This window comes from Microbispora sp. NBC_01389 (assembly GCF_045040095.1).
Lineage (GTDB): Bacteria > Actinomycetota > Actinomycetes > Streptosporangiales > Streptosporangiaceae > Microbispora.
Genome location: NZ_CP109552.1, coordinates 4,176,684 through 4,191,800 on the forward strand (window position 1 = coordinate 4,176,684; position 15,117 = coordinate 4,191,800).

The window sequence follows — 15,117 nt, forward strand, 5'->3', positions numbered from 1 at the left end:
CGGCGGGCTCCTTTCTTAGCCTGTAACACCGTACTGGTCAGGAGGGCCTCGCCGTGCCGTCCAACTGGCGTCGTGCCCGATATGCCCGGGTTTTTGTGCGGTTTCCGCAGACGCGCATGGAGCACCAGGAGCGAGACCGGTTCTTCGAGGAGTCGATGAACGCCCACTGGCACGTGCTCTCGGCGCAGACCTTGAGCCGCGACCAGGTGCCGTCGGCGTGGGCCGCCGGGATCTGCGCGGCGAGCCGCGCCAGGCCGCCCGCGACGCCGGACGCCGTGGGCTCCAGCGCGGGCGTGCCCCCCGAGAGCGTCACGCGCACCGGAAGGCCGGCCAGTGCCGCCTCCAGGCCCACCGGCCCGTCGTACGGGCCTCCGTCGTGATTGTGGCGCAGCGCGGCGCGCAGCCCTTCGCGCAGGTGGGCGGCGACCGCGAGGTCCTCGTCGGAGGCCCGATCGCCGTCGCCGGTCAGCCCGCGTTCGCGCAGCCAGACGGACAGGTCGGCCGGCGATGCCAGCTCGTCGGCGTCTCCCTCGACGTCGTAGGTGTTAACGAAGTCGCGGAGCAGCTCCGCCGGGCCCGTCATGATCGATCACCCCTCGTGACCACTGTACGACAGTCGGAGGTCGCGAAATACCAACACCACCATAAGCGTTACACTGGTGTCTGACATTCCGGTGGAGGAGGAAGCCATGCGAATCAGCTACCTGGCCTACCTGGCGCTGCGGAACAAGGAGCGCCGCGAGCGCCTGTCGCACGACGCCCGCGCGCCCCGGCAGGACCGCCGGGTCCGGTGGCTCCGGTGACGTTACCGGGGGAGGACGGCGGCGAGGCGGCGCACACCCTCGTCGAGCTCGGCCAGGCTGACGGGGGCGGTGTGGGTCAGTCGCAGCCGCGGGCCGGGAGGCTCGGCCGGGTAGTAGATCCGTCCGGGGCTCACCAGCACGCCGTTCGCCTGCGCCGCCTCGGTCACCTCGGCCTCGTCCGTGCCGGGCGGGAGCCATACCCATGTGTGCAGGCCGCCGGGGTGCGCCGGGCGCACCCCGGCGGCGGGCGCGTGCCGGGCGAGCCCGGCGAGCAGCGCGGCCTGCCGTACGCCGATCTCCTGGTGGACCGCGCCGAGGTGGCGGCGCCAGGCGGGGGAGGCGAGGAACTCCAGTGCCGTCTCCTGCAGCGGCCGGGCGACGAAGAACGACTCCACCAGCTGCGAGGCCCGCAGCCGGTGCGCGGCGGGTCCCCGCGCGACCAGCGCCGCCACCCGCAGGCTCGGTGAGGTGATCTTGCTCAGCGACAGGACGTGGACCACCGTCCCGTGCGCGTCCATGGCCGCCATGGGCGGTGGGACGGGACCGGTCGCCAGATAACGCGCGTAGTCGTCCTCGACCACGAAGGCGCCCGCGGCCCGCGCCACGGCCAGGACCTGCTCCCTGCGTTCCTGACCGAGGGTCGCGCCGGTGGGGTTGTGCAGCGTCGGCTGGCAGTAGAACACCCGCGCCCCGGTCATGGCGAAGGCCTCCGCCAGCAGGTCGGGCCGTACACCCTCGCCGTCGAGCGGCACGGCCGTGGCCCGCAGCCCGGCCGCCCGCGCCGCCGCGAGCGCGCCCGGATAGGTCGGGGTCTCGACCAGGACCGGCGAGCCCGGCGCCGCGAGCGCCCGGAACGCGTGCGTGAGCGCCGACTGGCCGCCGCTGACGACGAGCACGTCGTTCGGGGTGACCGTGCCGCCGACCTCCGCCGCGAACCATCGGCGCAGCTCCGTCAGGCCGTTCACGGGCGGCATCCCCCACGCCTCCGGACGGCGTACGGCTCTCGCCGCGGCGGCGGCCAGGGCCCGCACCGGGCGAAGCCCGGGGTTCAGGTAGCCGCCGGTGAGCGGCACGACGCCCTCGGCGGGCTGGGCCAGCAGGCCGGCCACCGCCGAGTCGTCGACGACCCGGTCGCCGAGGGCCACGGTCTGCCAGGACGAGTCGGGCGCGTCCGCGACGGGCCGCCGGACCGGGGCGACGAACACGCCCGCGCCGGGCCGGGTGACCACCCGTCCCTCCGCCGCGAGCTGGGCGATGGCCCGGGAGACGGTCACCGGGCCGACGCCGTGGCGGCGCATGATCTCCCTGCTCGGCGGCAGCCGTTCGCCCGGCCGGGCCCGTTCCGTCTCCGTACGGAGGATCGCGGCGAGCCGGACGATACTGCTATCGTCATTCATGAAATACAACGATAGCGCTATCGATATCCGGCCGATAGCGGGCCGCGGCCCCCGGCGGGGAGAACGGCAAGGAGAACGGCGGGGAGAGTGGCGGGGCAGCCTGCTCGCCGGGGCGGGTGTCCTGTCGTTCTCGGGGTCCCTGCCGGCGACCGCGTTCGCGATGCGCGGGTTCGATCCGTACCTCGTCGCGATCGGGCGGGCCGTGGTCGCGGCGGTCGTCGCGGTGATCTGCCTCAGGGCCGCCGGTGCGCCGCTCCTGCCGCCCCGCGCGCACCTGAGGCCGTACGCGCTGATCGTGCTGGGCGTCGTGCTGGGCTTTCCGCTGTTCAGCGGGCTGGCGCTGAACAGCGGGGCGAGCACGGCCCACTCGGCGGTGGTCATCGGCCTGCTCCCGGCGGCCACGGCCGTGTTCGCGGTGCTGCGGGCGGGGGAACGGCCGAGGCCGCTGTTCTGGGCCGCCTGCGCGGCCGGCGCGCTGTCGATCACCGTGTTCACGCTGACGCGGGGGACCGACCGCCTCGCCGGTGCCGACGTGCTGCTCGTGCTCGCTCTGCTGTCGGCCGCCGTCGGCTACACCGAGGGCGGCAGGCTGGCGCGGGAGACGCCCGGCTGGCGGGTCATCTCGTACGCCCTGGTGCTCGCGGCCCCGGTCACCGTCCCGGTGACGGTGGTCCTGGCGGTGACCACACCCATGGCGCCCTCGGCCGCGTCAGTGTCCGGGTTCGCCTACGTCGCGCTGGTGTCGATGTTCCTGGGGTTCGTCCCGTGGTACGCCGGGCTCGCCATGGGCGGGATAGCCCGCGCCGGGCAGATCCAGCTCGCTCAGCCTCTGCTCAACCTGGTGTGGGCCTGGCTGCTGCTGAACGAGGAGATCGGTGCAGCGACTGTCACGGCGGCCCTGGCCGTCCTCGTGTGCGTCGCCGCCACCCAGGCCGGCCGCCGTACCTCCTGAGCGCTCACTGCGCTGGGCTTCACGGCGCTGGGCTTCACGGCACGAGGACGACCTTGCCCACGGCGGTCCGCGCCTCGATGCGCCGGTGGGCCTCGGCGGCGTCGGCCAGGGGCAGCACCGAGTCGACCTGGGGACGCAGCTCGCCTCGGGCCGCCAGGTCCAGCACCTCCGCGCGGGCGGCCAGCACACGGGAGAGCCAGGGCTCCGGTCCGCCGCAGCCGACGAGGGTCAGGCCGCGCTGCAGCAGGTCCATCGGCGTGACGGCCGGCGGGCCGCCGAGGAGGCCGTACAGCAGCATGCGCCCGGTGCCCGGGGTCATCGCGTCGAGAACCCGCCCGGCGGAGACGCCGCCGAGCGACTCGAAGACGACGTCGACCGGGCCGCCCGCCTCCCGCAGCCGTTCGGTCCAGCCGGGGTCGGTGTGGTCGAAGACGTCGTCGGCGCCGAGTTCCCTGGCGAGCCCGCGTTTGGCCGGGCTGCCCCCGGTGGCGAGGACGCGGGCGGCGCCCATGGGCCGGGCGAGCTGCGTGAGGTAGCCGCCGACGCCCCCGCCCGCCGCCTCGGCCAGGACCGTCTCCGTCCCGGTGAGACCGGCCGTACGCAGGAGGGTCATCGCCAGGGCGCCCTGGACGGCGACCGCCACCGCGTCTGTCGAGGTCAGGGAGTCCGGCACGGGAACGAGCGCGTCGGCGGCGGCCGTGACGTACTCCGCGTACGTGCCGTCGCCGGTCGCATTCATGATCGCGACCCTGCGGCCGGTGAGGCCGCCGTCCACCCCTGCATCGTCCACCCCTTCGCCGACCTCGGCCACGACGCCCGCCGCCTCGAAGCCGAAGACCGAGGGGAGCGGCCGGGACATGGGGAAGAGCCCCGAACGCATCGCGATCTCGTAGTAGGTCACGCCCACGGCCTCCGTGCGGACGAGCACCTGTCCCGGGCCCGGCACCGGAGTGGGCACCTCCTCCAGCGTGAGGACCTCGGGGTCCCCGGTCCTGTGCATCACGATCGCGCGCATGAACGCTCCTAACTGGACCATCGGTCAAGTTCTGTCGCCGCTACTGTACGGACCAGAGGTCCAGTTGTCACCAGGGAGTCCCGGATGGGCGAGCAGCGGGCGGAGCGCGCCGACGCGGCGCGGAACCGGCGGGCGATCCTCGGCGCCGCGGAGGAACTGCTGCGCCGTCATGCTCCGGACGAGGTGTCGATGGAGCGGATCGCCGCCGCGGCGGGCGTCGGCAAGGGCACCGTCTTCCACCGCTTCGGCAGCAGGGTCGGCCTCATGCGCTCGTTGATGGAGGAGCGGGTGCGCGCCCTCGGCGAGGCCGTCGCCTGTGGTCCGCCTCCGCTCGGTCCCGGTGCGCCGTCCCGCGACCGTCTGGGGGCCTTCCTCGACGCGGTGGTCGGGGTCGCCGCCCGCAACGGGAGACTGATCACGGCGCACGACCACGCGCTGGCGACCCGGCGGCACGCCGAGGGGCGCCTCACGGACAACCCCGTCTACCTGTCCTGGCACGCGCACGTGACGTCGCTGGTCGCCGAGGCCCGGCCCGATCTCGACGCCGATCTCGTCGCCCACGTCCTCGTCGGCTCGCTGCACAACGAGGGGGTCGCGCGGCTGCTCCTGGCCGGGGAGGTCGAGCGGGTCGCCGCCGGGATGCGCGCGATGGCGGAGTCCCTCCTGCGGTGACGCCGGTCCCTTGGAGATAATCCCGAACCGGACGAATTGGTAGCCTGAGGTCATGACCGCCATGGCGCCCTCGCGGACTGAACCCGATCTGTCCTTCCTGCTCGACCACACCGGCCACGTGCTGAGGACCCGGATGGCGGCGGCGCTGGCGGAGATCGGGCTGACCGCGCGCATGCACTGCGTGCTCGTCCACGCGCTGCAGGAGGAGCGCACGCAGATCCAGCTGGCCGAGATCGGCGACATGGACAAGACCACGATGGTGGTCACCATCGACGCCCTGGAGAAGGCCGGCCTCGCCGAGCGCCGCCCGTCGAGCGCCGACCGGCGGGCCCGCATCGTCGCGGTCACGGACAAGGGCACGCAGGTGGCGAAGCGGAGTCAGGAGATCGTCGACGGGGTGCACCGGGCCGCGCTCGAGTCGTTGCCGAAGGAGGAGGCGGAGGCGCTCGTCCGGGCGTTGAACCTCCTGGTCGCGGGGCATCTGGCCACTCCGGCGGAGGCGCCCCAGGCCGTGCGCCGGGCACGCCAGCGAGGGTGATCGGTCATCTATAGATAGTCTGCAACAAAACTATCTGCTACGGTCCTTCCTGTTCCCCTTGAACAGGAGGCGACCGATGTCACGCATATCCCCTTCGCGCCGATTGGCGCTCGGCGTGTTGTCCACGGCGATGCTGATGACGATCCTCGACGGCAGTATCGTCACCGTGGCCCTGCCCGCGATCCAGCGCGATCTCGGTTTCGCGCCCGCCGACCTGAGCTGGACGGTCAACGCCTACCTCATCGCGTACGGAGGGCTGCTCCTGCTGGCCGGGCGCCTGGGCGACCTTCTCGGCCGCAGGGCCGTGTTCCTGGCCGGCAACGTGGTTTTCACTGTCGCGTCCCTGCTCGCCGGGGTGGCGGGCGATCCGGCGACGCTGATCGGCGCCCGGTTCGTGCAGGGCGTCGGCAGCGCCATGGCCACCGCGGTCGTGCTCGGCATCCTGGTGACGACCTTCACGGACCCGGGGGAGCGGGCCAAGGCCATCGGGGTGTTCGGCTTCACCGGCGCCGCCGGAGCGTCGCTGGGCGCGGTGCTCGGCGGCGTCCTCACCGACGCGCTCGGCTGGCACTACATCTTCCTGATCAACATCCCGATCGGCGTGGTCACCGTCGCGCTGGCCGTGCGGGCGCTCCCGGCGGAACGGGGGCCCGGCCTGTCGGGCGGCGCCGACGCCCTCGGCGCCCTGCTGGTCACGGCCGGGCTCATGCTGGGCATCTACGGCGTGGTCCAGATCGAGCGGTACGGCGCGGGTGTCCTGTGGTTCGGCGTGGCGTCCGTCGTGTCGCTGGCCGCCTTCCTCGTCCGTCAGGCGACCACCCGCACCCCGCTCATGCCGCTGCGGGTCCTCCGCTCGCGCGCCGTCGCCGGGGCCAACCTGGTGCAGGTGCTGGCGCTGGGCGCCATGTTCGCCTTCCAGGTCGTGGTCGCGCTCTTCATGCAGCAGGTGCTGCGGTATGACGCGCTCGGCACCGGCCTGGCCATGCTTCCGGCGGCGGTGTCCATCGCGGTGGTATCCCTGTTCGTCTACCCCCGGCTGACCATGCGCTTCGGCGCGCGTGGCGTCCTGCTGGCCGGTCTGGCGCTGCTGATCGGCGCGATGGGCTGGCTCGCCCGCGTTCCCGTCGACGCCCGATACGTGACCGACCTGCTCCCGGTGATGGTGCTCATCATGGGCGGCGGCCTCGTGCTCCCGGCGCTGACGACGCTCGGCATGTCCGGTGCCCGCGCCGACGACGCGGGTCTGGTCTCGGGACTGTTCAACACGACTCAGCAGATCGGGATGGCCACCGGCGTCGCGGTGCTGTCCACCCTGGCCGCGTCGCGTACGGAGGGCCTGCTGGCCGACGGGGCGAGCGGGGCGGTGGCGCTGGCCGGAGGCTACCGGCTGGCCTTCACCGTGTCCTTCGTCCTGCTGGTCGCCGCTTTCGCGGCCGGGCTCCTCGTCCTGCGGCGGTCTCGGGCAGGCGTCGGGCACGAGGTGGAGCTCCAGCCCGAGCGGACGTAACCGCAGTTTCGCCCGGCTGATCCGGGATGCCTTGTCAGGCGGTTCCTGACGGCGTACTCTTGCGATCGCTCGTCAGGGAACGCCTGACAACGAATACTGGGAGGATGACATGCTGGCACCTTCTCTGTCGGAACAGGACATCCGCTGCTCGTTCTGCTCGAAGTCGAAGACCGAGGTGAAGAAGATGGTCGCCGGTCCCGGCGTCCACATCTGCAACGAGTGCGTGGGGCTCTGTGCCAAGATCCTGGCGGCCGAGTCCGCTCAGTCCGCTCAGTCCGCTCAGGCCGCCCAGTCGGCCGAGGCCCCGGAGATCCCGTACGCCGAGAGCATGACCGATGAGCAGATCCTGGAGTTCCTTCCACGCATCGCGGCCGTGGGCGCGCAGGTGGAGGAGAACCTGCGGGTCTGGGTACAGCGGCTGCGTGACCGGGGCGTCACCTGGGCCAGGATCGGCGCCGCCCTCGGCATGACCCGCCAGTCCGCCTGGGAGCGGTTCTCCGGGGAGGAGTGACACGCCCGGATGCTGAGGGGACATGCACGGCATGCCGAGGCGATCTCGCACAGTCGGCGGCCAGTACAGCGTTCGGCGATAGCTTTCGGATTGAAGTCCGCAAAGCTCCCCACGCGGACGATCTGTACCGGCCCGCGCCTTGCGCCGCGCTCATGCCCTCATCATCCTGATCAGCTGTCGCCTTGACCAGCTCGCCGACCTGGCCACGGGGGAGGCCGAACTGGCCACCGACCCGGCGGCGACAGAGCCGGCGCTGGTGGGCAGGCTTTCGAAGGTTCCCGGCCGGCGGTCACATCGCGGACGGCGCCATCCCCTGGTGGTGATCCTGGCCCTGACCGCGTGCGCGACCCTGGTGGTCGGCGGCGACAGCACGACGGCGATCTGGCAGTGGGCCGCCGGGACCTCCCAAGAGCACCTGCGTCGCCTGGGCGCCTATCCCGACCCCTTTACCGGCCGGTTCGTCATCCCCAGTGAGCGGACCTTCCGGCGGGTGCTCGCCGATCTGGACGCCGACGCCCTGGACACGGCCGTCAGCGGATACGTCACCGACGTGGTCGGTGGATCGGCCCCACGCCGCGGACCCCCTGCAACCGCCCACCTGATCACCTCGGAGCTTCACGCCCCCGACGTCCTGATCCTCAAGGGCAACCAACCGCTTTTCGCTGGCGCGGCTCAGGTCTTCCGGCTCCGCGCGCACCTGTGACGCCAACAAATCGCTATGCAGGGGTGTTCACGGTGAGCTGATGTGAAAAAATCGATACAGATTTTCGAATGTATTTGGGAGGTGTGATGGATCTGTTCGGTACTGATCCTGAGTGCTCCCCTCGTTCGAACGGTGCGGGCGATGACGACTGGTGGGAGCGGCTCACCGCCGGTTCGCCCCTTTGGTCGTCCGAGGGTGCGCTTGCCCGTGAATATCTGCCGATCGTCGAGCCTGAGGTGACAAAGCACGCGAGCCTGTTCGGCGACTCGGTGAAGATTCCCCTTATTCGTGCTTTTGTGGATCGTTTCGGTCTCATGGACGACGACCCCATAGGTGACGAGACCGCGAGTGGTGCTTCTCCGGACGGCGCCCGGAGTGCCGACGGCTTCGCTTCCGGCGGCACTTCCGGAGGTGTTCGTGGCGATGCTCCCGGTGGGGCGTCCGACGGTGGTCCCGCCGGTGCACCTGGCGATGCATCTGACGGCGCGCCTGCCGCCAGTCCGGGTGACGTGGGACAGGACCAGGATGCGGGCCGAGGTGCCACCGGCCACGATCGGGCGGCAGACCAGAGCGATGCTGGCCGGGACGACGATGCTGGCCGGGATCAGGGTGATCCGGACGTTGGCAGCGCTCCCGGCAGCGCTCCCGGCAGCGCGCCTGGTGGTGCGTCTGATGGCGGCGCGTCTGATGGTGTCTTTGGTGGTGCTTCCGGCTCGGGGTCGTCGTCGTGGGTGGTGGTGGCGGCTGTTGGTGAGGCGGCTCGGGTGGTGGCGTTGGTGCCGGTGCCTGAGGACGCGGGTGTGTGTCTGGCCGAGGCGGAGGAGTTGCTTGCGGTCCGTGATCGGATCACGTCGGCGTTGGCGGCCCGGGTCGGGCGGGTGCATCGGGCTGGGGAGGCGAAGAACCATGGGCATGCGTCCACGAAGTTGTGGCTGGGTAGCGCTGGGGGGATGACCCCTGCGGGGGCGGGCCGGTTGGTGACGATGTGCATGGAGTTGGATCGGCTGCCGGAGGTGCGTCGCCTGTTCGCGGAGGGTGGTCTGGCGGAGGGGGTCGTGGAGGCGATCTGCATGGCCACCGCGGGGTTGACCGATGAGCAGGCGGCGACGGCTGAGCGGATTTTGCTGGAGTTGGCGAACTCGGCGGGTGCGGCGGAGGTGGCGAAGGCGGGGCGGTATCTGCGGGCGGTGCTGGACCCTGACGGGCATGAGAAGGACGAGCAGGCGGATTTCGATCGCCGGTTCTTTAGGGTGCGCCGGCGCAGGGGCGGCGGGCTGGAGGGGGAGTTCTACCTGCCGGTTGAGGCGGCCGCGCGGTTGCAGCATCTGCTGGACGTCTACGCCAAGCCCAAGGCCGAGGGTGATGACCGGCCGTTGAGTGTGCGGAACGCGGACGCGTTGATCGCGTTCTTGGAGAACAAGATCGTGACTGAGCTTCTGGTGCTGGTCAACGCCGAGTCTCTCCCCGACGACCCTCCGAGTGGCACTCCCTGCGACGAGGGTGAGCCCATCATCGACGACGGCGAGCCCACCATTGAGGAGCCCGCCGGCGAAGAACCACACGAAGAGCCAGACGAAGAGCCACACGAAGAGCCAGCGGGTGCGGAGCCGGGCACACGGCCATCGGTCGTCAGCCCCGAACGCACATCCACCAGCCCCGAACGCACAGTCACCGTGCCCCCGGCGGGCGATGATCGCTCAGCCGGCGAGGACGGCTGCTCGACCGTCGCGCCCTCCGCTGGAGACGACACCTCCCGTGCCGCCTCCCGCGCCGCCTGTCGTGCCACCTCCAGTGCCGCCGCGGGTGCGGGCGCGGGCGCGTGTGGGGGCGCTGACGGGCAGGAGCCTGTCACCGGCCGCGCGGCCGCCGGTAGCTCGCCCATGGACGGTCCGGCTGCCGCCTGGCCGCACTTCGACCCAACCGACAGCCACGAGCACGGCGACCTGCGCGACTGCGATGACGTCCAGCAGGACCACGCCAACGACCACGCCGACGACCCTGACGACGACTCTGACGACGACTCTGACGACGACTCTGACGACGACCCCGGCACTCAGGAAGAGGGCATCGAGCGAGGACACCGCAGAAACCGAGCGCGGCCGCAGCAGGCACCCCCGCAGCAGGCACGCCCGAAGCAGACGCATGCTCCTGATCCCCCACCCGAGCCCGACGCCCCGCCGGATGCGGAAGGGAGCGCCCGGCCGGGAGGCGACGCCTGGCCTGGCGGTGGCGCCTGGCCGGGAGGCGACACCTGGGCCGGGGTGGGAGCCGATGCGCCGCCGGGTGTGGACCACGGCGGTGGTGCCCGGCCGAGTGAGAGCGCCTGGCCGGGAGGCGACGCTTGGCCTGGCGGTGGCGCCTGGCCGGGAGGCGACACCTGGGCCGGGGTGGGAGCCGACGCGCCGCCGGGAAGCAGTCCGCCGGGAGCGGGCGGCAATGCGCCGCCCGGGGTGTGGATGCGGAGGTTGCCGGGGCTGATCCTGGCGACCGGGCATCTGCTGCCCGTCTCCAGCGTGCACCGGCTCGCCCGCACCAGCAGCCTGGTGAGGATCGTGATGAACGCCGCCGGGCAGGTCCTGGACATGGGCCGCAAGGTCAGGTTGGCCACCCCGGCCCAGCGCCGGGCCGTCTTCACCCGGTACGCCACCTGCTGGGTCGACGGCTGCCCCCTGCCCGCCACCATGTGCCAAGTCGATCATTGCGACAACTGGAGCAGCGGCGGGCTGACCGACCTCAAGCTGCTCGGGCCGGCCTGCCAGTTCCACAACCGCGACCGCTACCGCCACCCCACCCGCTACACCCGCCGCACGATCGGAGACGACCGCTGGGCCTTCACCTACCGCAACCCCCGCAGCAGCATCCGGAAACGCGAATGATGTCGGACCCCACCACCGCTGACATGCAGAAACGGGAGAGGCCCTCGCTGGCCGCGCCCGGGATCGCGTGCGGTTCCGGGCGCGTGAACCTCCGGACCGTCGGCGGCGCCTGCGTCTCGCCGGGTGATCCGGGCGGAGCTACTGGAGGGAGCGGGATGTTTGTCAATAGGGGGCCCGCAGATGGACGGCCTCATAGTTCGAGGACGAGACGGGGCGAGCGCGCACGCGACACGCAGACGAACATGACGTCGCCGGCCGCGCGCTCCTCCTCGGTGAGGAGGCTGTCGCGGTGGTCGGGCACGCCGTCCAGCACCACTGTCTCGCAGGTGCCGCAGGTCCCCTCGCGGCAGGAGGACAGCACGGCGACGCCCGCCTCCTCGACCACCTCAAGGATCGAGCGGTCCTCCGGCACGGTCAGCGTCGTCCCGGTCAGGGCCAGTTCGATCTCGAAGGCCGAGGCTTCACCGCCGTCCGTGGTCGCGGGGGTGAACCGCTCGACGCGCAGCGCGCCCTGCGGCCAGGACGCGCAGCGCTCCTCCGCCGCCCTCAGCAGTGGTTCCGGGCCGCAGCAGTAGACGAGGGCACCGGCGAGGGGAACGCCGAGCAGTCCGTCCAGATCGAGCAGGCCCGTCTCGTCCTGGGGGCACAGCTCGACCCGGTCCGGATGGTCCCGTACGAGCCGGTCGGCGAAGGCCATCGAGGCCCGGGTGCGTCCGCCGTACACCAGCCGCCAGTCCGTACGGCGGCGCGCGGCCTCGGCGATCATCGGGAGGAGCGGGGTGATGCCGATCCCGCCGGCCACGAAGAGGTAGCGGGGTGACTCGGCGAGGCCGAAGTGGTTGCGCGGGCCGCGCACCCGCACCGTGTCGCCTTCGGCGAGCCGGTCGTGCACATGGGCGGAGCCGCCGCGCCCGACCGGCTCCCGCAGCACCGCCACCTCGAAGGCGCGGTCGTCGCCGGGGTCGCCGCACAGTGAGTACTGCCTGACCAGGCCCGGGCCGAGCAGCAGATCGACGTGCGCGCCCGGCGTCCAGGAGGGCAGCGGGCCGCCGTCGGGCCGGACGAGGCGCAGGAGCACGACCCCCTCGGCGACGGACGTTCTGCCCGCCACTTTCAGGTCGAGCTCCGGTTCCGTCAGGGGCATGGCGCGCGGGTCCTCCTGTGAGTGGGCAGCTGAGTGGGCTGCGTGAGCTCAGACGAGCGCGGTGGCCGGGGCCGGGGAGTTCTCCGCTCCGGCCGGCCGGGCCCGGTGTCCTTCCGGGTGGCCGAGCAGCCAGTCCCACAGGACCACGGGATCGTCGAACTCTCGTTCCGCGCCGCAGAAGCAGGTGGCGTGCAGCCGGTCGGTGCCCGGCACCCAGCGGATGCGGTAGACGGTGCGGCCGGTGCCGGCAGTGTGGGCGGTGCCGGCAGTGTGGGCAGTGCTGGCAGTGCGGTCAGTGCGGCCCGTCCGTGCGCCGGGTTCGCCCGGGTTCATCGGGCGGCGGCCCGCGAGGAGGCGGAGCCGGCCATCCGGGCGAGCAGGCGCCGGGCGGCCAGGCCGCCGGTGTCGATATTCACCGACAGCTCCTGGTAGCGGTCCGGCTCGGCGGCGATGACCTGCTCCAACGTGTTCAGCGCGGTCACGTCCTGCAGGACGACCGTACGGTTGCTCTCCTGGAGGAAGTCCGAGACCTTCTCGTCGTCGAGCGCGAAGTCCCGCGCGACGGCCCAGAAGTCGTAGGTGCTGCTGTCCGTCGACGGGGTGATCGCGTAGACGACCTCGACGTGGAAGGCGTGCGGGTCCGTGCCGTCGGCGGCGGGCGGCGGCGACCCGACCGGGGCGACCCGGCTGTGCAGGAGGTAGAGGCACGGCGGGTGATACTCGATGTCCTGCCACCGGGTGATCCGTCCCTTGATGCCCGTCGACTCGGCGTAGAACGGCGGGCACGCCGCGTCGTCCATGTGCCGGCTGACGTAGACGACGCCCTCATCCTCGTCGACCTCGGTGGTGATCGGCGTCTCGGCCACCTCGGGCGTGCCGATGTACCCGCCGTGCAGGTAGGTCTCGTGGGACAGGTCCAGGAGGTTGTCCACGAGTAGGCCGTACCGCGCGTTCAGCGGCTCCATGCCGCACACTGTGGCGTACTCGGGCGCGACCAGCCAGGGCGCGCGCGGCGGCAGGGTGGCGCCCGGCTCGCGGTCGCCGATCCAGACCCAGACGAACGAGTCCTGCTCCACCACCGGGTAGGTGCGCAGCCGTGCCGTACGCGGGACGCGCCGCTGCGCGGGCACGGCGACGCAGACGCCGTCCGGGCCGTAGGTGAAGCCGTGGTAGCCGCAGACCACCCGGTCGCCGACGAGGTGGCTGGGCGCCTCGGACAGCGGGAACCTGCGGTGCACGCAGCGGTCGGCCATCGCCACCGCCCGCCCGTCCTCGGTGCGCCAGAGCAGGATCGGCTCGTTCAGGATGGTACGGCCGAGCTGCCGCCGGCCCACCTCGTGGCCGTACGCGGCGACGTACCACTGGTCGCGCGCGAATTCCGTGACGATCACTGGTCACTCCTCTGTGCTGGCCTCAGCGCCGACCTCGGTGCCGGCGGTGAGGGGCCGCCCGCGCAGGTCGGGTTTGCGGATCTTTCCGGAGCCGGTCTTCGGCAGGGCGTCGACGATGTCGAAATAGACGGGGATCTTGTACTTGGCGAGCCGGCAGAGGAGGAACTCCCGCAGGTCGCCGGGGGCGACGGCGGCCCCGGCGCGGGGGACGACGAAGGCCCGGCCGACCTCCCCCCACCGCTGGTCGGGCACCCCGACCACGGCGGCCTCCGCCACGGCGGGGTGCTCGAACAGCACGTTCTCGACCTCGGCCGGGTAGACGTTCTCCCCGCCGGAGATGTACATGTCCTTGACCCGGTCGACGATGTGGAGGTGGCCCTCGTCGTCCAGGACGCCGATGTCGCCCGAGTGGAACCAGCCGCCCTCGGTGAGCGCGGCGGCGGTCGCCTCCGGGTTCCGCCAGTAGCCCGGGGTGACGTTCGGCCCCCGCACGAGCACCTCGCCCGGCTCGCCCGCCGCCGCGGGCGTCAGGTCGGGCCGGACCACCCGCACGTTCGCGAAGAACACCGGCACCCCGGCGGAGCCCACCTTGCGCTCGCTCTCGCCCGCCTCCAGGAAGGTCGCGCCCGGCGAGGTCTCGGTCAGCCCGTAGCCCTGGCAGAAGGTCAGCCCCCGCGCCTGGTACGCGCGGATCAACGCGACCGGGATCGCCGCCCCGCCCGACATCAGCGTACGCAGCGAGGACAGGTCGGCGTGGGCCCACCGCGGCGACCTGGCGAACGCGGCGAACATCGCGGTGACGCCGAACATCCAGGTGACGCGGTGCTTCTCGATGAGGTCGTAGCACTGGTCGACGTCCCACGACGGCATGATCACGGACATGCCACCCTTGAGGAAGGTCGGCAGCAGCGTCTGGTTCAGCGCCGCCACGTGGAAGAGCGGCGCGCTGACCAGGGTCACCTCGGTGCTCGCCACGTCGACGCCGATCAGCATGTGGAAGCAGTTCCACGCGAGGTTGGCGTGGCTGAGCATGGCGCCCTTGGGCCGTCCCGTGGTGCCGGAGGTGTAGAGGATCAGGGCGACGTCGTCGAGCGCCACCGGGATGTCGATCGGCGTGGGGTCGCCCTGCGACAGCCAGCTCTCGAACTCCGTCTCGCCGGGCGCGGGTGACGCCAGCGCCACGACCGTACGGAGGCCCGGCAGGGCGGGCGGGGCGCACAGGGCACGGACGACCGCCGAGCACTCCGGGGCGTAGACGAGGACGGAGGCGCCCGAGTCCGTCAGCATGTAGGCGATCTCGGGCGCCGTCAGGCGGAAGTTCAGCGGGACGAAGATCCCGCCGAGCAGGTGCGTCGCGAACAGGGTCTCGGCGAAAGCGACGTGGTTGGGGCCGAGGTAGGCGACCCGGTCACCGGCCCGCACCCCGGCGTCGCGCAGCCGGGACGCGAGCCGCGTCGTCCGTTCGTGCACCTCCGCGTAGCTGACCGGCCGGTCCGCGAAGACGAACGCGGTGCGGTTCGGGCTCATCTGGGCCCGGCGGGCGGGCCAGCCTCCCAGTCCGGCGTTCCGCATCGGTGGCAACCCCTTCGCGCCTTGAGGACGGTGTAG

14 protein-coding genes are annotated in these 15,117 nt (G+C 72.1%); 7 read left to right on the forward strand and 7 right to left on the reverse strand.

The window, feature by feature from the left end:
* Positions 1-37 precede the first annotated feature (37 nt).
* Positions 38-583 carry a CGNR zinc finger domain-containing protein gene (locus OG344_RS18835; RefSeq protein WP_405084206.1) on the reverse strand — a complete coding sequence of 182 codons (546 nt, stop codon included), beginning with the start codon at positions 581-583 and terminating at the stop codon, positions 38-40.
* Positions 584-805: 222 nt separating this feature from the next.
* A complete protein-coding gene (locus OG344_RS18840; protein WP_405084207.1) occupies positions 806-2,200 on the reverse strand; it encodes a PLP-dependent aminotransferase family protein in 1,395 nt (464 codons plus the stop codon).
* Between OG344_RS18840 and OG344_RS18845 the strand changes: the two genes are divergently transcribed.
* Positions 2,199-3,152, forward strand: coding sequence for a DMT family transporter (locus tag OG344_RS18845; protein ID WP_405084208.1), 954 nt, complete (start codon positions 2,199-2,201; stop codon positions 3,150-3,152). The two genes, OG344_RS18840 and OG344_RS18845, sit on opposite strands and share 2 nt — an antisense overlap.
* Before the next feature lie 34 nt (positions 3,153-3,186).
* Here the strand turns inward: OG344_RS18845 and OG344_RS18850 are convergent, their stop codons facing one another.
* Entirely contained in the window at positions 3,187-4,167 is a 981-nt protein-coding gene (locus OG344_RS18850) for a zinc-binding alcohol dehydrogenase family protein (protein ID WP_405084209.1), read from the reverse strand.
* A gap of 84 nt (positions 4,168-4,251) precedes the next feature.
* Here OG344_RS18850 and OG344_RS18855 point away from each other — a divergent pair, with 84 nt between their 5' ends.
* The 6 genes from OG344_RS18855 (at position 4,252) to OG344_RS18880 (ending at position 10,974) form a co-directional block, all read left to right on the forward strand.
* Positions 4,252-4,839: a TetR/AcrR family transcriptional regulator gene (locus OG344_RS18855; RefSeq protein WP_405084210.1), complete on the forward strand. Its 588-nt coding sequence runs from the start codon at positions 4,252-4,254 to the stop codon at positions 4,837-4,839.
* A 52-nt stretch (positions 4,840-4,891) separates the two neighbouring features.
* Entirely contained in the window at positions 4,892-5,377 is a 486-nt protein-coding gene (locus OG344_RS18860; protein WP_327044601.1) for a MarR family winged helix-turn-helix transcriptional regulator, read from the forward strand.
* Between the two features lie 76 nt (positions 5,378-5,453).
* Complete coding sequence (locus tag OG344_RS18865) at positions 5,454-6,884, forward strand: MFS transporter (RefSeq protein ID WP_405084211.1); 1,431 nt, start codon at positions 5,454-5,456, stop codon at positions 6,882-6,884.
* Between the two features lie 109 nt (positions 6,885-6,993).
* Positions 6,994-7,395: a ClpX C4-type zinc finger protein gene (locus OG344_RS18870; RefSeq protein ID WP_405084212.1), complete on the forward strand. Its 402-nt coding sequence runs from the start codon at positions 6,994-6,996 to the stop codon at positions 7,393-7,395.
* Positions 7,396-7,534: 139 nt separating this feature from the next.
* Positions 7,535-8,098, forward strand: a complete 564-nt coding sequence (locus OG344_RS18875) for a transposase family protein (RefSeq protein ID WP_405084213.1) — start codon at positions 7,535-7,537, stop codon at positions 8,096-8,098.
* Between the two features lie 314 nt (positions 8,099-8,412).
* Positions 8,413-10,974 carry a DUF222 domain-containing protein gene (locus OG344_RS18880; protein WP_405089118.1) on the forward strand — a complete coding sequence of 854 codons (2,562 nt, stop codon included), beginning with the start codon at positions 8,413-8,415 and terminating at the stop codon, positions 10,972-10,974.
* Between the two features lie 190 nt (positions 10,975-11,164).
* Here the strand turns inward: OG344_RS18880 and OG344_RS18885 are convergent, their stop codons facing one another.
* The 4 genes from OG344_RS18885 to OG344_RS18900 form a co-directional block, all read right to left on the reverse strand.
* The gene (locus OG344_RS18885; protein ID WP_327044605.1) at positions 11,165-12,118 is read right to left on the reverse strand and encodes a PDR/VanB family oxidoreductase; all 954 of its coding nucleotides are present in this window, start codon (positions 12,116-12,118) and stop codon (positions 11,165-11,167) included.
* 48 nt (positions 12,119-12,166) lie between these two features.
* Complete coding sequence (locus OG344_RS18890; RefSeq protein WP_405084214.1) at positions 12,167-12,331, reverse strand: hypothetical protein; 165 nt, start codon at positions 12,329-12,331, stop codon at positions 12,167-12,169.
* A 116-nt stretch (positions 12,332-12,447) separates the two neighbouring features.
* Positions 12,448-13,509, reverse strand: a complete 1,062-nt coding sequence (locus OG344_RS18895; RefSeq protein ID WP_405084215.1) for a Rieske 2Fe-2S domain-containing protein — start codon at positions 13,507-13,509, stop codon at positions 12,448-12,450.
* 3 nt (positions 13,510-13,512) lie between these two features.
* Positions 13,513-15,081 (reverse strand): acyl-CoA synthetase, encoded by a 1,569-nt coding sequence (locus tag OG344_RS18900; protein ID WP_405084216.1) that lies wholly within the window; start codon positions 15,079-15,081, stop codon positions 13,513-13,515.
* Between the last annotated feature and the right edge of the window lie 36 nt (positions 15,082-15,117).